The 19,811-nt window shown below is 47.0% G+C and carries 15 protein-coding genes and 1 pseudogene; 8 read left to right on the top strand and 8 right to left on the bottom strand.

All coding sequences use genetic code 11. The features are described 5' to 3' along the window. Positions 1–85 precede the first annotated feature (85 nt). Positions 86–1,333, bottom strand: a complete 1,248-nt coding sequence (locus BC643_RS13960; protein WP_120273665.1) for an aspartate kinase — start codon at positions 1,331–1,333, stop codon at positions 86–88. A 281-nt stretch (positions 1,334–1,614) separates the two neighbouring features. On the opposite strand from BC643_RS13960, the gene BC643_RS13955 reads away from it, so the two are divergent. Both BC643_RS13955 and BC643_RS13950 read left to right on the top strand, forming a co-directional pair. Then, a complete protein-coding gene (locus tag BC643_RS13955; RefSeq protein ID WP_120273664.1) occupies positions 1,615–2,436 on the top strand; it encodes an aldo/keto reductase in 822 nt (273 codons plus the stop codon). A gap of 217 nt (positions 2,437–2,653) precedes the next feature. After that, complete coding sequence (locus BC643_RS13950) at positions 2,654–4,114, top strand: TrkH family potassium uptake protein (protein WP_245994970.1); 1,461 nt, start codon at positions 2,654–2,656, stop codon at positions 4,112–4,114. Here BC643_RS13950 and BC643_RS13945 read toward each other — a convergent pair. The 3 genes from BC643_RS13945 to pgeF all read right to left on the bottom strand — a co-directional run bounded on the left by BC643_RS13945 (position 4,085) and on the right by pgeF (position 7,068). Continuing rightward, positions 4,085–4,819 (bottom strand): queuosine precursor transporter, encoded by a 735-nt coding sequence (locus BC643_RS13945; protein ID WP_120274293.1) that lies wholly within the window; start codon positions 4,817–4,819, stop codon positions 4,085–4,087. The two genes, BC643_RS13950 and BC643_RS13945, sit on opposite strands and share 30 nt — an antisense overlap. A 105-nt stretch (positions 4,820–4,924) precedes the next feature. Then, the gene (locus BC643_RS13940; protein ID WP_120273663.1) at positions 4,925–6,202 is read right to left on the bottom strand and encodes an OmpP1/FadL family transporter; all 1,278 of its coding nucleotides are present in this window, start codon (positions 6,200–6,202) and stop codon (positions 4,925–4,927) included. 95 nt (positions 6,203–6,297) lie between these two features. Next, the gene (gene pgeF / locus BC643_RS13935; protein ID WP_170154557.1) at positions 6,298–7,068 is read right to left on the bottom strand and encodes a peptidoglycan editing factor PgeF; all 771 of its coding nucleotides are present in this window, start codon (positions 7,066–7,068) and stop codon (positions 6,298–6,300) included. Positions 7,069–7,180: 112 nt separating this feature from the next. Here pgeF and BC643_RS13930 point away from each other — a divergent pair, with 112 nt between their 5' ends. The 4 genes from BC643_RS13930 (at position 7,181) to BC643_RS13915 (ending at position 13,653) form a co-directional block, all read left to right on the top strand. Further along, a complete protein-coding gene (locus tag BC643_RS13930) occupies positions 7,181–7,885 on the top strand; it encodes a basic secretory protein-like protein (protein WP_170154556.1) in 705 nt (234 codons plus the stop codon). A gap of 41 nt (positions 7,886–7,926) precedes the next feature. Next, entirely contained in the window at positions 7,927–10,620 is a 2,694-nt protein-coding gene (locus tag BC643_RS13925; RefSeq protein WP_120273661.1) for an alpha-L-rhamnosidase, read from the top strand. 48 nt (positions 10,621–10,668) lie between these two features. Beyond that, the gene (locus BC643_RS13920; protein ID WP_120273660.1) at positions 10,669–13,035 is read left to right on the top strand and encodes a GH92 family glycosyl hydrolase; all 2,367 of its coding nucleotides are present in this window, start codon (positions 10,669–10,671) and stop codon (positions 13,033–13,035) included. Between the two features lie 75 nt (positions 13,036–13,110). Then, the gene (locus BC643_RS13915) at positions 13,111–13,653 is read left to right on the top strand and encodes an ORF6N domain-containing protein (RefSeq protein ID WP_120273659.1); all 543 of its coding nucleotides are present in this window, start codon (positions 13,111–13,113) and stop codon (positions 13,651–13,653) included. 43 nt (positions 13,654–13,696) lie between these two features. Here the strand turns inward: BC643_RS13915 and BC643_RS13910 are convergent, their stop codons facing one another. Then, the gene (locus tag BC643_RS13910) at positions 13,697–14,371 is read right to left on the bottom strand and encodes a Crp/Fnr family transcriptional regulator (RefSeq protein ID WP_120273658.1); all 675 of its coding nucleotides are present in this window, start codon (positions 14,369–14,371) and stop codon (positions 13,697–13,699) included. Between the two features lie 138 nt (positions 14,372–14,509). Between BC643_RS13910 and BC643_RS13905 the strand changes: the two genes are divergently transcribed. Further along, a complete protein-coding gene (locus BC643_RS13905) occupies positions 14,510–15,400 on the top strand; it encodes an ATP-binding protein (protein ID WP_120274291.1) in 891 nt (296 codons plus the stop codon). Between the two features lie 184 nt (positions 15,401–15,584). Beyond that, positions 15,585–17,243: a hydroxylamine reductase gene (gene hcp / locus BC643_RS13900; RefSeq protein ID WP_211338058.1), complete on the top strand. Its 1,659-nt coding sequence runs from the start codon at positions 15,585–15,587 to the stop codon at positions 17,241–17,243. A gap of 119 nt (positions 17,244–17,362) precedes the next feature. Here hcp and BC643_RS13895 read toward each other — a convergent pair whose 3' ends face one another. The 3 genes and pseudogenes from BC643_RS13895 to BC643_RS13890 all read right to left on the bottom strand — a co-directional run bounded on the left by BC643_RS13895 (position 17,363) and on the right by BC643_RS13890 (position 19,735). Continuing rightward, complete coding sequence (locus BC643_RS13895) at positions 17,363–17,953, bottom strand: hypothetical protein (RefSeq protein ID WP_245994968.1); 591 nt, start codon at positions 17,951–17,953, stop codon at positions 17,363–17,365. Between the two features lie 138 nt (positions 17,954–18,091). Further along, a pseudogene (locus BC643_RS23760) lies at positions 18,092–18,253 on the bottom strand (helix-turn-helix domain-containing protein); the annotation flags it as partial. A 651-nt stretch (positions 18,254–18,904) separates the two neighbouring features. Beyond that, positions 18,905–19,735 carry a hypothetical protein gene (locus tag BC643_RS13890; protein WP_120273656.1) on the bottom strand — a complete coding sequence of 277 codons (831 nt, stop codon included), beginning with the start codon at positions 19,733–19,735 and terminating at the stop codon, positions 18,905–18,907. Positions 19,736–19,811 lie beyond the last annotated feature (76 nt).

Here is a 19,811-nt window from a genome sequence, read left to right as displayed (position 1 = left end):
TACAATTAATTCAACAAATCCAATAATCAGAATCCAGACAACCCGGAAGACCGCAGTTGGTCAAAAACAGCTTATGGATGACTGACTACTTCAGAACCATACGCACCGTGCGGCGGCTCTTCTGCTCCATCAATACTTCGCGGCCATTCGCCATTTTCACCAGCGATTCATCGTTGTAGAAGCGGATTGTAGCCAAAACCAAGCCTGTGTTGTAACGCACATCAAACTTCTTGCGCAACTCCATCAACAACGACTCCAGGCCAACTTCAGGCTCGTCCACACAAAGCGACAAATCGATAGCCGACTGCTGAATCAGGTTCACTTTAATCCGGTTCGATTTGAAGAAACTGAAAACTTCCGAAAGCACATCAATCCCAACAAACGAGAAGTCATCAGGGGAAAGTGTTACCAACGCTTGCTTCTTTTTCAGAATGTACACCGGCACCAGTTCGAGCTGGTAACCAATTTCTTTGATCACCGTTCCGGCTTGTTCTGGAAAATCGAACGGACGCACGAACAATGGAATGTTCTTGTTCCGGAGCGGTTTTATGGTTTTGGGGTGAATAACCTTTGCTCCGGAATAGGCCAATTCAATCGCTTCTTTGTACGACAGCTCTTCCAGTTTTTCGGTGTCCGAAAAATCGGTGGGGTCTGCATTCAACACACCGGGCACATTTTTCCAAATGGTCACACTCTCGGCATTCAGTAGGTTGGCCAAAATTGCAGCGGTAAAGTCAGAGCCTTCGCGACCAAGTGTTGTGGTTTGGTTGGTGGTTGTTGACCCAATAAACCCTTGGGTAACGTACAAATCAACCCCCTTAAAGGTAAAGCTGTTATTCACGAGCATCTCCGACCATTTCCAGTCGACGACTGCTTCGCGATAGGTTTCGTCGGTGCGCAAACTATCGCGCACGTCGAGCCATTGGTTCGGAATACCATTTTGATTCAGATAAGCCGAAACGATCGCGGTCGAAATCAACTCGCCAAAGCAAACCACCTGGTCGTATTCGTAATCGAATTTTAGCGAAGGCATGCGTTTCAAACGCTCTTCCAGAACTGCGAAAAGCTGATGCACCTGCCCCAGATTTTGTTGCTCAACTCCCAGCTCACTAATAATTTGGCTGTGATAGTCTTTAATTCGTTGAAGTATTCCGGCGGTCTTCTGATCCTTCTTGTAGTAGCTCCGAACCAAAAATTCCAGTTCGTTGGTTGTATTACCCATGGCCGAAATAACCATGACTTTTTTACCCGGGTACATTTCCAGAATAGATGCAACATTTTTAATCGCCGGTGCGGAACTTACCGAAGCGCCGCCAAACTTAAAGACTTTCATTTATCGTGTTTTTGCGTGTTCTTGTTAAATTTTAAAGAGCTCTCTTCAAGCTGATTTCGATAGACATTTGCCATGAATATTTGCCCTAAAAAACGGCGGCAAATGTAATTATTTCACCAATTCGCCCATATTTTTCTCCCCACTGATTTTTGGCGAAATCGAAGTTAGCCTAAAATACATTTCTACATCGGAGATTCAAAAACTTTGCCAACTAAAAAGAAGAAACAATTTCAGAGCTGCACCGTTGTTCTTAACCGAACAGTACTCTAAAAACAACAACAATGAAACATCCAACAGTAACATTGAGCAATGGATTGGAAATGCCGGCCCTGGGCTTGGGCGTGTTTTTATCGAAAGAAGGTGATGAAGTGATCAACGCCGTAAAATACGCACTGGAAGTAGGCTACCGAAGTATCGACACCGCGGCCGTGTACAAAAATGAAAACGGCGTTGGAATAGCCATTTCCGAGAGTGGCCTTCCGCGCGAGGAGATTTTCCTGACTTCCAAAGTTTGGAACAGCGACCAGGGATACCAACAAACGTTGAAAGCCTTCGACGACAGCCTGAACCGGCTGCAGACCGACTACCTCGACCTGTACCTCATTCACTGGCCCAAAGGAGAGCTTTCAAAAGAGACCTGGAAAGCATTGGAAGAACTCTACGAAAAAGGAAAAATAAAGGCCATCGGTGTTAGCAATTTTATGCAGAACCAATTGGAGGATTTCCTCCCATCCTGTACCATCAAGCCAATGGTTAACCAGTACGAGTTTCACCCCGGCCTGGTGCAGCCTGAATTACTCGACTTCTGCAAACGGAACCAAATTCAAGCCGAAGCGTGGAGCCCGATCATGAAGGGACAAGTGAACGAAATACCGCTATTGAAAGGATTGGCAGAAAAGTACGGAAAAACACCTGTTCAGATTGTGCTGCGCTGGGATCTGCAGAAGGGCGTGGTCACCATTCCCAAATCGGTAACACCGGAACGCATCAAAGCTAACGCAGAATTGTTTGATTTTGAGCTATCCCACGAGGACATGTTGAAAATCGATGCACTTGACGAAAACAAACGTCTTGGCCCCGATCCGAATAATTTCAACTTTTAAAATTTCGCACGGATGTTACCTTGCCCTTAATTTCGTTCAATTATTGAATAAATGACGTTGGTTTCAATTTGAGGAAAGCCTTATTTTTTAATTTCGTGCCCGCAAACAAGAGCGGCGGCGAGGTAAACTTCAGATTAAGCTGACATTAAAATTACCCGGATTATGGCGCCGCTTCTTCAACTTGTTTTAATTTTGAAACAAACTGTGGGGGAACAAATTGAAGCATAGGAAAATAAATATCTTCATTATCACACACATCATTTCGATCATCATCCTGTTCGAAGGTCTTTTCATGTTGCCGGCATTCCTGGTTTCCCTCATTTACAAAGAAAATATAAGCGGCGATTTAATCCGGGCAATTCTTTTAACCCTGTGCATTGGCGCTGTTTTAAACATCTCCACCCGTAATTTCAGAAATGCCGAGCCCGGAGTACGCGAGAGTCTGGTCATTGCGTCGTTCGGCTGGATCATCCTGGCCCTTGTCGGCAGTTTTCCCTATCTCGTAACGGGGTCGATTCCGCGTTTCGTCGATGCTTATTTCGAGTCGATGTCCGGTTTCACAACAACCGGGTCATCCATACTAACCGATATTGAAGCACTACCGAAAAGCATTCTGTTTTGGCGAAGCCTGACCCACTGGATTGGAGGGATGGGAATTATCGTATTGGTAATCGCCATCATGCCCTTCCTGAAAATTTCTGGAATGCAGCTTTTCAGCTCCGAAGCATCGGTGGTTGTTGAAGAGAAAGTTTCGACCAAGATCAGATACGTTGCCCGAAATATCTGGATGATTTACGTCGGGTTCACCGTCGTTGAAACCATCCTGCTCATGTTTGGTGGAATGCCGCTGTTCGACAGTATTTGTCACTCGTTTGCAACAGTAGCGACAGGTGGATTTTCGACCAAAAACACCAGTGTTACCGATTACTCTCCATACATCCAGTATGTGATTACGATTTTTATGGCCCTTTCGGGAATCAACTTTACGCTGCACGTGCTTGGTTTCAAAGGCCGTTTCAAACAGGCCTTGAGCAACCAGGAATTGCACCTCTATTTAAAAGTGATTGGGGCAGTCGGTTTAATTCTGACGGTTATCCTGTACACCAGTCAGCAAATTACCTTTGAGAAAGCATTCCGCGACTCCTTCTTCCAGGTTGTTTCAGTGATTACAGCAACCGGTTTTGCAACCGCCGACTATTTGGTTTGGCCGATACAGGGAATCATCCTGATTGCTTTCCTGATGTTGATTGGTGCCTGCGCCGGATCGACAGGAGGTGGCGTAAAAGTCATTCGCCACGTGATTAACTTTCAATACCTGCGAAACAGCATCAGGCGTGTGCTTCACCCCAATGCCGTTTTCAACGTTCGCTACAACAACAAAATTCTGAACAACGCTCAGGTTTCCAGTGTGATGAACTTCATCATTATTTACTACGGGGTTGTTATTGCAGGAACTTTTGTCATGCTGCTACTTGGGAACAGCTGGGCAACTTCCTTCGGTTCAATTTTGACGACAATGGGCGGAGTTGGCCCGGGATTCGGCTTGGTGGGCCCGGCGTCGAATTTCTCGATGCTCACCGACAGCTCAAAATACCTGCTTTCGTTCTCCATGCTGTTGGGACGTTTGGAGATTTTCCCAGTGTTGTCGCTATTCACCAATTGGTTCTGGCGCACCTGATTCCTTCATCACAAAATTGCCGTTACGGTGAATGAGCCGCGACCAGTAAACAAAGGGCGTGTCGGCAGCTGCTACGATCCATTTCAGGAAGTAGGTCGTTACCAGGATTTCCCACAATACCGGCCATTCAAATACACCGTAAAAAGCAATAAAGGTAAACGCCACACTGTCGATTAGTTGCGACACCATCGTGCTTAAATTATTGCGTAACCACAAATGGTGCGACTTTGGGAAACGGTTCTTCCAAAAATGAAAAGCCCAAACATCGTGGCGCTGCGAGAGCAAATAGGCAATTAAACTGGCCACTGCAATACGTGGCATCAGCTCGAAAATTGTGCTGAGTGATTCGTGTGCCACGCCGGCAAAATCATCGCCAGCCAGTGGTTGAAAATACAAGGCCAGATTCATGAGCAAGGTCATCGCAATCAGGCTGAAGAAGCCAATCCAAACCGCCTTCTTCGCTTCTTCCTTTCCATAGTTTTCGGAAAGAATATCGGTGACCAAAAAGGAAGTCGCGTAGACAATGTTTCCCAAAGTAGCCGCCAAACCAAACAGTTTTACGGTTTGAATGACCTGGATATTCGCCACGATCACCGAAATCGGGATCCACATGATCAGTCCCCACTTGCCAAAAAATTTAAAGGCAGCTATTATCATCAGGAAATTAGCCAGCAACATAACCAGCCAAAGCAACTCATTCTGCATGTATTTGTTTTTAATTGAACAGTACGACAAAGGTAGGCATTCGAACATAAAAAAGGGCCCTGCTTCTTGCAAGACCCTTCGCTTCTTCACTTATCTCAACGGCTTTTAGAATGAGATACCAAATTCTATTTCAAGTTGATTCATTTCTAATTTAATTGTCTGGCCCGGATCCATTGGATTCGATCCTGTCACATCATTGTTCAGCGCATAGTTCAATGCAAAATGCAGCTGACTTCCTTTTTCACCCATATCGCGGGTCAGTCCAAAACCGAGCTGATTGGTGATTACACCCGGAGCTAAAATATTGAACATCACTTCCGACTCAGGCACCGGGTTTTCACCGATAGAATATCCAGCGCGGAAAGTCCATTTCTCAACAGCAGAACAGGAAACACCCAACTTCACGACAGTTACGTCTTTCCAGCCAAATCCGGGTCCATTGTCTGCCCCAAGCAGATAACCGGCATCACCCATCATGGCCATACCAATATTTGGCATCATTGGATTAGCGATTGACTTTACGCCACTGTAGAAGATTTGTTTCACATCGGCCATCACCGTGAAGGCGTCCGTCACATCCCAGGCAAAACCGGCCGTCCAGCTTGCCGGAATATCGAAATCGCCTTGTTCGGCAAACAAACCGGCATATTCGTCAAACTCGCTCATGTAAACTTTACTTTGATACATGGCACCCACAGTAAAGCCATCGAACAACTGGCCCATGTAGCCAACTTTAACTCCGACACCAGTGCTTCCTGAATTTCCGTTGTTGGTCAGGTTCGCAGGATCTGAAGAAAATCCATAGTCCCCGAAAGTTTTCAAGCCTTTTGCTTCAAAATACTGATAAGCTAAAACACCCGTTACACCCACTGAATGATTTTCTGCTATTTTCAACGAATAAGTAACATCGGCAAAAAGCTGAGCCAAGTTTACACCTGTGGATTCAGATTCTGAATCATAAAATACGGCAGTCGGGTAATCCGTGTTCATGCCGCCGTTGCCAAATATGGATACAGAAAGAGCCGACTTTTCGCCTAGCATCCAGTTAGCACCCAATGTTGGCATAAAAAATACTTTGCTTTCACTTTTTACAGTCCCCGGCATCAGTCCAAAATAAGGATCACCTGTCGGAGTTCCGGTAACTGTAAATTGCCGGTTCGGATTGAAGAGTTCGATGCCCAGTTGGTATTTTTTGCCCAACCAAACAGCGCCTGCCGGGTTTCCGTTGATTAATGATCCTTGGTAATAAGCAACACCGGCACCTGCCAGTCCTTTATTAATGGTTCCGTAGCCCACCCCAAAATAGCCGTCAGTTGCCTGAGCTGCAACAACAGCCAAACAGAAACTTCCCGCTAAAACGATTTTTTTCCACGTTCTTTTCATCGGTCGATTAGTTAAGATTTTGTGGCGGAAAGTTAGCGAAGTTACATGGTACTATCAATCTAAAAAGATTGATAGATATCAACATATGTTTGTATCTAGACGATCATAATTCCAGTGATCATCCGTCCGGTTAGCAAGCCGTCACGCCGGGCAGAGAAGAAATCGTGTTCTTCATCATACGAACACAGATTCATGACTTCAATGTTTAGAGCGGAAAGTCCAGCTCCAAGCAACACCGATTGATTGGCCTTCCACAAATCAAAATAGGCCTTCCCTTCCTTTTCGGAAGAGACTAATAACTGCTGGTGATTGGCAAAATTTTCGCGTACCGCAAAAATGACATCCTCCCCGATTTCGTAATTCAGGGTTGAAATAGACGGGCCAATTCCGGCCAGCAAATCTGAGGGATCTGATTGAAAAACGCTTTTCATCGTCGCAACGGTCTTTTCCACAATCTTGCCCACCGTGCCACGCCAGCCCGCATGAATTGCCGCAACCACCTTTCTAACCGGGTCATAAATCAGCACCGGCACACAGTCGGCCGTTTGCACACAAATGCACAAACCAGGCTGGTTGGTCACCAAAGCATCGGTGTCCTCAACGTCCTGTACTTCCCTTGACTTTTGGACAACAACCACATGACTACTGTGTGTTTGCCGGGGAAAAACAAACTGAACTTGTTTCAATCCCAAACTTTCCGCCAACTCCCGGCGATAATCCGCATAAACTTCGGCTGAATCGCCGGTAAAACGACAGCGCCCGTCTCCACCCCATCCGGCTTTGGTGGACGAGAAATGCAAAATTCCATCCCCTGAAAGACGATCGAACTGATAGAAGTATTTTTGATTTGAACTTATCTTTTTCATCTGAATATCCTTTTTGAAATTGACCGAATAAGCACCAAAATTACAACGATGAATGAGTAAAACCACCCGCTTGACAGTAATGATATCATACAAATGCAATAAACAACAAACGATGAAGTTACCAATATTGTCGCTTCTGCTCTGGCTCATCAGCTCCACGATCGCCATCGCTACCACACCATCGCCTGTACAGGATGATAACAGTTTCACTGAGTCCGACACGATTCAGCAAAACGGAATTACACTAATCTACATCAATAAACAGGAAGGTTTAAGCGTCGATCTGTCCGCCAAACTTCAGGAAACGTTCTTCGCCGTTTATCCCAAACTCTGCAAGGCTTACAACCGAAAGTCTGCACGCAAAGTTACGTTCGTTATTGATCCTGCTTACGATGGCGTAGCCGCAACCTCTGATGCTCGCGTGGTTTTCAATCCCCGCTGGTTCGATCAGCATCCCAACGATATCGATGTGGTGACACACGAGGTGATGCACATTGTACAGGATTATGGAGAAACCAACGGCCCCTGGTGGATCACCGAAGGAATTGCCGACTATGCTCGCTTTAAATTTGGAGTTGACAACGAAGGTGCAGGTTGGAAACTACCCGATGTGACCGAGACGCAAAACTACGACAACTCGTATCGTGTTACGGCACGCTTTTTCACCTGGATTGTGCAAAACAAAAACAAGAAGTTTGTGGAGAAGATGGATAAAATCATGCGCGAACATCGATATAGCGATGCTGTTTGGGTAAAACTCACCGGAAACAGTCCCGCTGAACTTTGGAAAGAATACATCGCAAATCCTCAGATTTAAGCTGTATTTTAACGTGTTCAAAAAATTAAATCCACACATTCATGAGAGTTCCCCTGATTCTTCTTTTACTCATCTGCCTTTCCGAAAACTTGTGGGCGCAAACACCGGCCGAAGTCGACAATCTTCGCTGCGAATATTTAGTCAATCCGCTGGGAGTTGATTCTCCGAATCCACGCCTTTCATGGATGATGAACGATGCGAGCCTTGGTGCTAAACAGCTGGCCTATCAACTACTGGTTTCAACCGACTCGCTTGAAATTACCAAAGACAAAGGAACAAGCTGGGACTCTGGCCAAGTTCAATCCGACGCCATGTTGGTGCGCTACGAAGGTGAACCACTAAAACCGTTCACCAAATATTTCTGGTCTGTTTCGGTTTGGAATGAAAAGGATGAAAAGCTTCGCTCACCGGTTGCCTCGTTCGAAACCGGAATGATGGGCATGAGCAACTGGCAAGGTGCCTGGATTAGCGACGGCAAAGACATGAACGAAAAAGCGGCACCCTATTTCCGCAAAGAGTTTGAAGCCGGAAAAAAAATAAAATCGGCCAGGGTCTATGTTGCCGCTGCAGGTTTATTCGAGTTATACCTGAATGGTGAAAAAGTTGGCGACCATGTCCTCGACCCGGCATATACCCGCTTCGACCGCCGAAATCTGTATGTCACCTTCGATGTAACCAAACAACTGCAAAACGGGAAGAATGCCATCGGCATTTTACTCGGCAATGGCTGGTACAACCACCAATCGACGGCGGTATGGGATTTCCACAAAGCGCCCTGGCGAAACCGCCCGACCTTCTGCCTTGATTTGCGCATCACCTATGATGACGGCACAACCGAAACAATTACTTCCGGCAAAGATTGGAAAAGCTCCCTGAGCCCAGTCATTTTCAACAGCATTTACACCGCCGAGCACTACGATGCCAGACTTGAACAAGCCGGTTGGTGCCAGCCCGGATTCAACGACTCGAAGTGGAACGGCGTCATTTACCGTTCGGCTCCCTCCAAAAACATTGTCTCTCAACTGATACACCCGATTCGTCACGTTCAGAAAATTGAAGCCAAAAGCATGACGCGACTGAACGATAGCACAGTTGTTTTCGACTTGGGACGAAACATTGCCGGCGTGAGCCAGATTACCGTTGACGGTCCCCAGGGAACAGTTTTACGATTGAAACACGGCGAACGCCTGTACGGAAACGGCCATGTCGACCTGTCCAACATCGACGTACATTACCGCCCAACCGACGACTCGGACCCTTTTCAAACAGACATTTACATTCTGAACGGGAAGGGTGAAGAGACTTTTGCGCCGCACTTCAATTACAAAGGATTTCAGTATGTTGAAGTCTCATCTAGCAAGCCAGTTCAACTGACCAAAGAAAGTTTGGTTGGCTATTTTATGCACAGCGATGTGCCTCCGGTTGGTTCGTTAACTTCAACCAATCCAACGATTGATAAGATATGGACTGCCACCAACAATTCGTATTTATCCAACCTGTTTGGTTATCCAACCGACTGTCCGCAACGCGAAAAGAACGGCTGGACAGGAGATGCACACATTGCCGTCGAAACCGGTTTGTACAGCTTCGACGGAATTACCATTTACGAAAAATGGCTGGCAGACCACCGAGACGAGCAGCAGCCCAACGGCGTTCTACCCTCCATCATCCCAACCGACGGCTGGGGCTATGAGTGGGGTAACGGCCCCGACTGGACCAGTACCATTGCACTCATTCCCTGGAACATTTACCTGTTTTACGGCGACGCATCACTGCTCGACGCATCCTACGACAACATCAAGCGCTACGTTGACCATATTACCGAAATCAGCCCGTCGGGTTTAACCACCTGGGGCCTGGGCGACTGGGTTCCGGTAAAATCCAAATCGCCGGTTCAGCTAACTTCAAGCTGCTACTACTATGCGGATGTCCGTATTTTGGCAAAAGCAGCCAAACTGTTGAACAAGCCGGAAGATGAGAAACGTTATGCCGCTTTGGCGCAAAAAATCAAAGAAGCTTTCAACGACAAATACTTCCACCCCGAAACGAATTTGTATGCCGATGGCACCCAAACCGAAATGAGTGCTCCGCTTTATTGGGGGCTTGTTCCCGAAACCGTGAAAAGCGAAGTTGCTGCGAATTTGGCCAAACGCGTCGCACAAGACCAGTTTCACCTGGACGTGGGATTGCTCGGGCAAAAGTCGATTTTAAATGCGCTGAGTGAAAACGGTTATGCGGACGTGGCCTACAAAATGGCCTCACAAGAAAACTTCCCTTCGTGGGGCTGGTGGATTGTCAACGGTGCCACAACCCTTTTGGAGAATTGGGACATCCATGCACAGAACGACATTTCGATGAACCACATCATGTTTGGCGAAATCGGTGCGTGGCTTTACAAAGGACTCGGCGGTATTTTCCCCGACCCGAATCAGCCGGGATTCAAGAATGTGATTCTGAAACCGTCCTTCGTTTCATCGCTCAATGGGGTTGATGTTTCGCACCGGTCACCCTACGGCAAAATTACTTCAGCATGGGAGCACAAAGGGAAAACCGTTCTATACCAGGTTTGCATCCCTGCCAATTCAACAGCCGACTTTTACGTTCCGGCGGGCTATGCAGTCCGAAAAGCAACAGAGGCCGCTACCGGTAACAAACTTGAGTTGATGGCCAACCCGGCAGGATTTTACCAACTGGAAGCCGGCAGTTATCAGATTGAATTAACGCAAACGAGATAAAATAATCCCGCCCGCGAGCGGGGTCTCCAAACCAAACACAATTTCGATATGAACAGGAGAAATGGATTTTTATTGCTGATTGGCTTCTGCCTGGCGCTTACGGCACAAGCGCAAACCAAAACCGCCGATGTATGCAGTTATGTCGACCCGTTTATCGGCACACAGGAAATGGGGCACACCCTCCCGGGCGCAACGGTGCCTTTTGGCATGGTTCAGCTTAGCCCCGAAACCGACACGATTCCTTACAGCGTGAACGGCCGCTACAACGGCGAAGTTTACCGCTACTGTGCAGGGTACCAATACACCGACCCAACGATTGTTGGCTTTGCTCACACGCATTTCAGCGGAACGGGACACTCCGATTTGGGCGATTTCCTGATTATGCCGACAACCGGAGAGCTGCAACTCAATCCCGGAACAGCCGAAAATCCGGAGAGCGGCTACCGTTCGCGTTTCAGCCACGAGCACGAATCGGCCAGCCCCGGCTATTACCAGGTGCTGTTGCAGGATTACGATATCAATGCCGAGCTGACCACCAGCACACATGTCGGCATGCACCGCTACAGTTATCCGAAAACCGACATCGGGCACATCATCCTCGACATGAACTACAACATTTACAACTACGACGGCAAAGTGATTTGGGCTTCGGTTCGGGTTGAAAACGACACGCTGGTGACCGGCTACCGCATCACGCGCGGCTGGGCGCGCAACCGCTACCTGTATTTTGCGATGACCTTCTCGAAGCCCATCAAAAACTACGGGATGAAGAGCGACGAGAAGTTGGTGTACAAAGGTTTCTGGCGCAAGTTTGACGAAAGCAAAAACTTCCCGCAAATGGAATCCCGAAACATGGTCAATTTCTTCGATTTTGATGTGAGCGACGGCCAGCCGGTTGAAATCAAATTTGCCCTTTCAGCTGTCAGTACCGAAGGCGCACTCAAAAACTTACAGGCTGAAATACCGGGCTGGGATTTTGAGCAGGTAAAATCAAAAGCCAGCAGCGACTGGGAAAAAGAACTGGAAAAAGTTCAGGTTGAAGCTGCGCCTGACAAGCTAAAAGCTTTTTACACCTCGCTCTATCACGCCTTCATCAACCCGATTACCTACAGCGATGTTGACGGCAAATACCGCGGTCTCGACGGCAACATTTACCAGGCCGACGGCTTCACCGACTACACCGTTTTCTCGCTTTGGGATACCTACCGCGCCCTGCATCCGCTGTTCACCGTGCTTCAACCCAAACGCGCCAACGACATGGTGGTTTCCATGTTGAAACACTACGAGCAAAGCGTTCATCACCTGTTGCCGGTTTGGTCGCACTTCGCCAACGAAAACTGGTGCATGATTGGCTACCACGCCGTGCCGGTTATTGTTGATGCTTACGAAAAAGGAATCCGCAATTACGATATCGAGAAAGCCTTCGAAGCGGTCGTTAACTCGTCGACCCACAAAAGTTACGACGGCATTGGCGAGTACATGCAATACGGCTACGTTCCGTTTGACAAGGTGAGCAACTCGGCTTCACTCACTCTCGAATACGCCTACGACGACTGGACAATTGCCAAATTTGCCCAATCGCTCGGCAAAACCGACGAAGCTTCAACTTACCTAAAACGGGCGCTCAGCTACCAAAACCTTTTCGACCCATCGGTTGGTTTTATCCGCGCCAAGAATGCTGACGGCAGCTGGAAGAAAGACTTCAACGCGCTGAAAACAACCGGCGAGGGTTATATTGAAGGTAACGCGTGGAACTATTCGTTTTACGAACCGCAGGATGTGGCCGGCTACATTCGCTTGATGGGTGGTGAAAAGAAATTCACAGCCCGACTGGATTCGCTGTTTGAGATGCACCTGCCCGATGAGTTTTTTGAAGAGTCGGAGGACATTGACCGCGTAGGAATTGTTGGCGGCTACGTGCAAGGCAACGAGCCCAGCCACCACGTGCCTTACCTGTACGCCTGGACCAGCTCGCCCTGGAAAACAGCCGAAAAAATTCACCACATCATCGACACCAAATACAATCCCGAACCCGACGGTTTGTGCGGCAACGATGATTGCGGCCAAATGTCGGCCTGGTACATCTTCAGCAGCATAGGATTTTATCCCGTTTGCCCCGGAACCAACCAATACGTGATTGGAAGTCCCTGTGTAAACCAGGCTTCGATTGAAGTCGGCGACGGCAAAACCTTTACGATGAAAGCCAACAAGCTCAGCGAAAAGAACATCTACATTCAGTCGGTAACGCTGAACGGAAAAGCCTGGGATAAAACCTACATCAATCACGAAGATTTGATGAATGGCGGCGAGCTGGTCTTCAACATGGGACCGAAACCCAATAAAAAATGGGGAGTCGCTGCCGACAGCAAACCCTATTCAATTTCGACCGAAGACACGATCTCAACCAACCGGTAAAAACAAGCACAGAATAGTTGGGTTGATTTGAATATAGTTCGTAAATTACTCGATACTAATCAAATAAACCCAACCATGAACCAGCCCGTAGTCGCAGTCGAAGAAAAGATTGTCAGCAAAATCTATCTCATACGAAATAAAAAAGTGATGATTGACCGCGATTTGGCGGAATTGTACGGCGTAGAAACCAGAGTCCTGAATCAAGCAGTAAAAAGAAATATATCCCGCTTTCCCGATGATTTCATGTTCCAACTAACCAAAGCCGAATTTGAAAATTGGAAGTCACAAATTGTGATATCCAATTCCGAAAAGATGGGTTTGCGCAAAGCGCCATTGGCTTTTACGGAGCAAGGTATAGCAATGCTTTCAAGTGTTTTGAACAGCGACCAAGCCATACCGGTCAACATACAAATTATGCGGATTTTCACCAAAGTGCGGGAAATGCTGGCTGACACAATGAGCCTGCGACTGGAAATCGAAGAGATTAAAAAGAAGCTTAGCAATCAGGATAAAAACATTGAATTGGTGTTTAGCTACTTGGATGAATTAATCAGTCAAAAGGAAAACCAAACAGAGAGAAGACTAATCGGTTACCAGCAATCCGGGACTAAAAAATGATGCCTAACCGACTCCACAATTCTCTGCCCCACGCCCTCTGCCCTCAACCATTCAGCAAATCGTTCATCTTCCCCTTATCCAAAATGCGGATGGTGCGACGCTGAACTTCCATCAGTCCTTCGGCGGCCATTTCGCCCATAGCACGGGCCAAAGCCGGACGTGTCACACCGAAAAATTCGGCTAGTTGGGCTTGCGATAATGGCAATTCAACTACCGCCAAACGGTCGCCAGCTAAATCGAGCAGATAGTGCGCAATCTTTTGCCGGATCGTTTTAAACGACAAAAACTTGATACGGGAGGACAGGAACTGAGCGCGCGAGGAGATCGAGTTCAGATAGTTCGTCAGAATCCGCTGGTCCTTTTGCAAAATCTTCAGGAACTCGGGACGCGAAATACACAGCAGGCTCACCTCTTCATTGGCAATCACATTCACCGGGAAACGATTGTTCTGCCCAAACAGAAAGGCAGCAGCCAGAGGGCGAGGTGCCGGAATATCTTCAATTTTAATGGTCTTCCCGTTGTAGTCGGCCATTTCGCCTTTTACACTACCCGACAATACCAGCATCAAATCCACGCAGGGATCGCCCGAGTGAACGACCTGCTCATTTTTGTCGAATTTCCGGATTTGATAATGAATCCCGTCCAGGATGTCTTCCAGTTTCGCGGCATCGAGCCCCATAAAAACCGGCGATTTCACCAATAATTCAAAATTTAGCATAGAAATGTAGGAGTTTGTAACAATTGGTACAATTTCACTAACAGCGCCACCTTACATTTGTTGTGTCAAAAGATCGGAAACAAGTCAAAAATATCGAACTTGAACCAATCTGAAATTAACCCCGAAAAAACGAAAACGATGATACGCGAGATTATTAAAATAGACGAAGAACTGTGCAACGGATGTGGTGTATGTGTGCCAAACTGCCACGAAGGAGCACTTCAAATTATAGATGGCAAAGCAAGGCTCATTAGCGAACTGATGTGTGACGGGTTGGGAGCCTGCCTTGGCCACTGTCCTCAGGGTGCGTTGGAAATTGAAAAACGCGAGGCGGATGAATACGACGAAACAATCGTGATTCAGCAAATGATTTCGAAAGGAGCCAACACGGTAATTGCTCACCTGAAACACCTGAAAGATCACAACGAAATAGCCTTCCTAAAAGAAGCGGTTGGTTACCTGAAAGCAAACGAGGACATCATTGAGCTGGACGTTCCTGCAATTATCAGCGCGGTACACAACAGCAAGCCCGAAGCTCCGGCAGCCAGTGGTGGTTGCGGCGGCGGGTGCCCGGGATCGGCTCCTGTGAGCTTCGAAAAACCAGCTTTCATGATGGCTCCGCAAACGACATCAAAATCATGCGGACAAAGCGAATTGCAACAATGGCCGGTGCAGATGCACCTGATTAACCCGGCTGCCAGTTATTTCCAGGGAAGCGACCTTTTGATTGCCGCCGACTGCACGGCTTTTGCACACGGCGACTTCCACGGATCATTCATCAAAGGCAAAAAGCTGGTGATTGCTTGTCCGAAGCTTGACGAGGGAAAATCAATTTACCTGGAAAAAATCATCCGACTGATCGACGAGTCACGCGTAAATACCATCACTGTGGCCATTATGGAAGTACCGTGCTGCGGCGGCTTGAGCCACCTGGTTCAAATGGCAACCGAACGCGCCCAGCGCAAAGTTCCGGTGAAAGAAGTCGTGATCGGCATTCGCGGAGACATCATCTCGGAAGAGTGGGTGTAAGCAAGAGGCTGAGCGTCGCGATAATGGGAAGCGGAGATTAAGCTTCCAAAGGTCATCCAATAGTCATTCTATTGTCATTCCATGGTCATTAAGTAGTCTTCGTGGTCATTGGGTTAAAAGCTTTCCGAAGGGAAGCCTGGGATTCTATTGTCAAAAAAATCATAAAATATAAAATCGACGAATTATGGAAAATATGTTTTGTTATCAGTGTCAGGAAGCAGCCAAAGGCATCGGCTGCACCATCAAAGGGGCTTGCGGAAAAACAAGCGACGTTGCCAACCTGCAGGATACCCTCTTGTTCGTATTGAAAGGAATTTCAATTTTAAATACCCAACTGAAAGAAGTTGGCCAGGGCGATAAAGCCGCTAACAAAGTGGTGTTCGATGGCTTGTTTGCCACCATCACCAATGCGAATTTCGACCACACGGCTTTTGTAATTCGCATTAAAAAAGCGTTGAAATTCCGCGACGAACTGAAAGGCAAAGTAGCCGCTGCCGGTCTGCTGATTGGCGACCACGACTCGTTACACTGGACCGCTGCCTCCGGTGAAGAATTTGAAGCCAAATCGAAAGAAGTAGGCATTTTGAGTGAAGTCAACGAAGATGTTCGCTCACTGAAAGAGCTGATTATTTACGGCTTGAAAGGCTTGGCTGCTTATGCGGAACATGCATATAACCTGAAGCATGAAAAACAAGAGATTTTCGATTTCATGATGGAGGCGCTGGCCAAAACAACACAGGACCTTCCGGTTAATGAGCTGATTGGTCTCACTTTGGAAACGGGCAAATTCGGGGTCGATGTGATGGCGTTGCTGGATGCGGCCAACACTTCAGCCTACGGAAATCCGGAAGTAAGCAAAGTGAACATCGGCGTGCGCAACAACCCGGCCATCCTGATCTCGGGACACGACCTGCGCGACATGGAAGACCTGCTGAAACAGGCCGAAGGAACCGGCGTGGATGTGTACACCCACAGCGAAATGCTGCCGGCCAACTACTACCCGGAGTTCAAGAAATACAGCTGCCTGGCCGGTAACTATGGAAATGCCTGGTGGAAACAAAAAGAAGAATTCGAATCCTTCAACGGACCAATTCTCTTCACCACCAACTGCATTGTTCCGCCAATGGAAAAGGCAACTTACAAAGACCGCATCTACACCACCGGAGCAAGTGGTTTGACCGGTGCCATTCACATTCCGGATCGCAAAGAGGGTGAGATGAAAGACTTCTCAGCAATTATTGAACATGCGAAGAAATGCGCTGCACCAACGCAAATTGAAGAAGGTGAAATCGTTGGTGGATTTGCACACAACCAGGTTTTCGAACTGGCTGAACCGATCGTGGAAGCGGTGAAAACCGGTGCAATCCGCAAGTTCTTTGTGATGGCTGGTTGCGATGGCCGCATGATGAGCCGCGACTACTACGAAGAATTCGCTGCCAAACTGCCGAAAGACACCGTGATCCTGACTGCAGGATGTGCCAAGTACCGTTACAACAAACTGCCTTTGGGCGATATCGGCGGCATTCCACGCGTGATCGACGCCGGACAGTGTAATGACTCGTACTCACTGGCTGTGGTAGCGCTGAAACTGAAAGAAATTTTTGGATTGGATGATGTGAACGAGCTGCCGATTGCTTACAACATAGCCTGGTACGAACAAAAAGCGGTGATTGTGTTGCTGGCACTGCTTCACCTGGGCGTGAAAAACATTCACCTGGGGCCAACGCTGCCGGCATTCCTGTCACCAAATGTAGCCAAGGTACTGGTTGAAAACTTCGGCATTGCCGGCATTACCAACCCGGACAAAGATATCAAGTTGTTTTTAGAAGAAGCTGTAGCCTAGTTACAGACTTAAAGGAAGATGGGGATTTTTAGTGAAAAAGGGCACTCCGATTGGGGTGCCCTTTTGTATTGTTAGGTGATTTTGAAAATAGCCGTTTACGATTCTATGTCAACATGCGATTATTCCGCGAAATTGAGATTGGTAGGACTTTGAAGCGGAAGCTCTTTTTGGGTTTCTTCGGTTGTTAGTTTATCCACCACTTCAAACTGAACATCGTCAAACCAAACTTTACCGGTACCGGCTACCAATATGCCGTAATTCAAACTCACGCTTTCCTCGGGGACATCGAGAATAATTTCATATTTGGTCCAATCGGTTGTTCCTTTAATCGGCCGATCCTGCATATTATCGAAACCAAGCGACTTGCCTCGTTCGGCTGAATCGATCCGCAACCACATGCCAGACCATTTTACAACATCTTTTGATTTTACATAGGCAGTCATTTTGACTCTCTTTCCCCGGTAATCCTCAGCACTCGCCCGTTGCATAAGCGTGCCAAATCCTTCGATGTTATCCTCTTTCGATTCAAGAAAGGCACTGCTCCCATCCGATTTGAAAACTGTTTTGTCAAGTCCGATCACATAACTTTTCGGGTGACTGCCTGCTAAGAACCAGCCTTTAATTTCCTGAGCTTTCAGGTCAGTATTCGTCAATACGAGGGCTGCAGTAATTAAACCCGCCGCCACCGATAAAATAGAAATCTTCTTCATCGTGTTTGTTTTTAAGTTAAACAATTCCAGTACATATCTAAAAAATTGCTCGAGCCATGTTTCCGATGCAGAATCATTAGTTTTTGAGCTTGAGGAGGAGACAATTTCCTGCTCATCTTGGTTGTAACCCAGGCTTGAAAAAACAAGCTTAATCGTCTGACTACGGGGAGTAACCTCTGCCGACTCAAGGCGTTGCACCGTTCGTAAACTAACCTTACATTTTTCGGCGAGTTCTCCCTGTGTAAGCCCTTGGCTTAGTCTTAACTCCAAAATCTTTTTCCCTAGTTCCGGCTGATCCATAACTAAATAATTCTGTACAAGAATATGTTTAACTTAAATTTTGTGCAAAAAATTAGGACGTCTTTCATGCGTCACTTCTATGCCATTTATTTAACAATCTGACTATCTGTCTCATATCTTCAACAACCACCACGAGGTCTAATATCCAGCATCACTCGAGCGGATGGACATCTTGCAATTTTGCTGATCCTAATTTACACCTTTTCATAATTGTTATTTCTATTCTTACTAATTTCAATCGAATCTAAACTATCTGAAAAATCCAGTCAGATTGGTTGAGGAATTTAGTCCTTAACTGCCGCATTCCTTTCACCCAATGTAGCCAAGGTACTGGTCGAAAACTTCAGCATTGACGGCATCACCAATCCGGACGAAGATATCCAATTGTTTTTAGAAGAAGCTGTAGCCTAGTTACAGACTTAAAGGAAGATGGGGATTTTTAGTGAAAAAGGGCACTCCGATTGGGGTGCCCTTTTGTATTTTAGACCATTGACCAGGTGACTTAAAGTCACCCGGTCAATTCGGAATACGTTTTGCCAAATTCACAGCCTCTCCCAGGTTACTAACCCCTAAATCCCTTAAAGGGGACTTCTAGCCCTCCGGCAGCTACGGGAGGGGTAAAACCGAGAGAGTTCGCTATGACCGATCAACTTACTCAACCACGCGAGCTCGAACTTTGCCAATATTTTCAACGATGTCTTTCACCAGCGGATGCTTGTAGATTTCCTCAGCGCTCAGCTCGATCATCTGATCCTTGTTGGCTTTCAGTTTTTCGTAGTCGGCAACCAGTTTCTGAAGATCTTTGTGATCCACCACATTGGAGGAATAGCCAATCATCAGTTTCGACAGTTCGTCCAACTCGTCGCCCTGCTTAGCCATGAACAAAAGTAGCTCGCGATTTAAGTTTTTGGCAGCTTCCAAATCCGAACCGCCCTCACTGTTTTTCTCTACCAAGGCAGCCACCACATACAATTTCTCGATGTAGTTTCCCATGATAATGAAATCGTGAAACTCCTTTTTATCTTTTTCCGACATGTACTTGTCACCATGCTCCAGAATATCGTTGAACATCAGCATCAGCGAATCTACCGTTGCATCACGATCCGCATACCGGGCAATAATTAAATCGGGGAAATCGTCGGCCAATCCTTCTTTAGCCGCCAACTCCATTAACGCGCCATAACTGGGATTGCCAACCGCGTAGCCTTTGGTACCCACGGTGTAGGCCAGATCGGTCATGTACACGCCCATGTTGGCTGCAATCTTGTGATCTCCTTCGTAGTCTTTAGCCTTCATCGGCTCATTCAAAATCTCCGGATAATAGGTCACATTGTGCATTTCGAAAAAACTCTGAATGGTTGACAAATTCCGAAGTGTTGGAAGCAAATCTTCCATTTCGATGTTTCCACTTTCCTCCTGCGCATGGGCCGAACCAGCCAGCAAACAACAAACAACAAACGACAAAATAAACCCTGTTTTCATAATTCGAATCTTTTAAAGGTGATTTTCAATAAAAGATACTGGAAATGAGCAAGAATCGCATTAACACAACATATCT

It is taken from the genome of Mangrovibacterium diazotrophicum (assembly GCF_003610535.1).
Lineage (GTDB): Bacteria > Bacteroidota > Bacteroidia > Bacteroidales > Prolixibacteraceae > Mangrovibacterium > Mangrovibacterium diazotrophicum.
Note: the sequence above shows the minus strand (reverse complement) of the source record. Positions and strands in the feature narration are given on the sequence as shown.

Coding starts and splice junctions, on each gene's coding strand:
- BC643_RS13960 (WP_120273665.1), bottom strand. CDS start 1,333: ATGAAAGTCTTTAAGTTTGGCGGCGCTTCGGTAAGTTCCGCACCGGCG.
- BC643_RS13955 (WP_120273664.1), top strand. CDS start 1,615: ATGAAACATCCAACAGTAACATTGAGCAATGGATTGGAAATGCCGGCC.
- BC643_RS13945 (WP_120274293.1), bottom strand. CDS start 4,819: ATGCAGAATGAGTTGCTTTGGCTGGTTATGTTGCTGGCTAATTTCCTG.
- BC643_RS13940 (WP_120273663.1), bottom strand. CDS start 6,202: ATGAAAAGAACGTGGAAAAAAATCGTTTTAGCGGGAAGTTTCTGTTTG.
- pgeF (WP_170154557.1), bottom strand. CDS start 7,068: ATGAAAAAGATAAGTTCAAATCAAAAATACTTCTATCAGTTCGATCGT.
- BC643_RS13930 (WP_170154556.1), top strand. CDS start 7,181: ATGAAGTTACCAATATTGTCGCTTCTGCTCTGGCTCATCAGCTCCACG.
- BC643_RS13925 (WP_120273661.1), top strand. CDS start 7,927: ATGAGAGTTCCCCTGATTCTTCTTTTACTCATCTGCCTTTCCGAAAAC.
- BC643_RS13920 (WP_120273660.1), top strand. CDS start 10,669: ATGAACAGGAGAAATGGATTTTTATTGCTGATTGGCTTCTGCCTGGCG.
- BC643_RS13915 (WP_120273659.1), top strand. CDS start 13,111: ATGAACCAGCCCGTAGTCGCAGTCGAAGAAAAGATTGTCAGCAAAATC.
- BC643_RS13910 (WP_120273658.1), bottom strand. CDS start 14,371: ATGCTAAATTTTGAATTATTGGTGAAATCGCCGGTTTTTATGGGGCTC.
- BC643_RS13905 (WP_120274291.1), top strand. CDS start 14,510: ATGATACGCGAGATTATTAAAATAGACGAAGAACTGTGCAACGGATGT.
- hcp (WP_211338058.1), top strand. CDS start 15,585: ATGGAAAATATGTTTTGTTATCAGTGTCAGGAAGCAGCCAAAGGCATC.
- BC643_RS13895 (WP_245994968.1), bottom strand. CDS start 17,953: ATGAAGAAGATTTCTATTTTATCGGTGGCGGCGGGTTTAATTACTGCA.
- BC643_RS13890 (WP_120273656.1), bottom strand. CDS start 19,735: ATGAAAACAGGGTTTATTTTGTCGTTTGTTGTTTGTTGTTTGCTGGCT.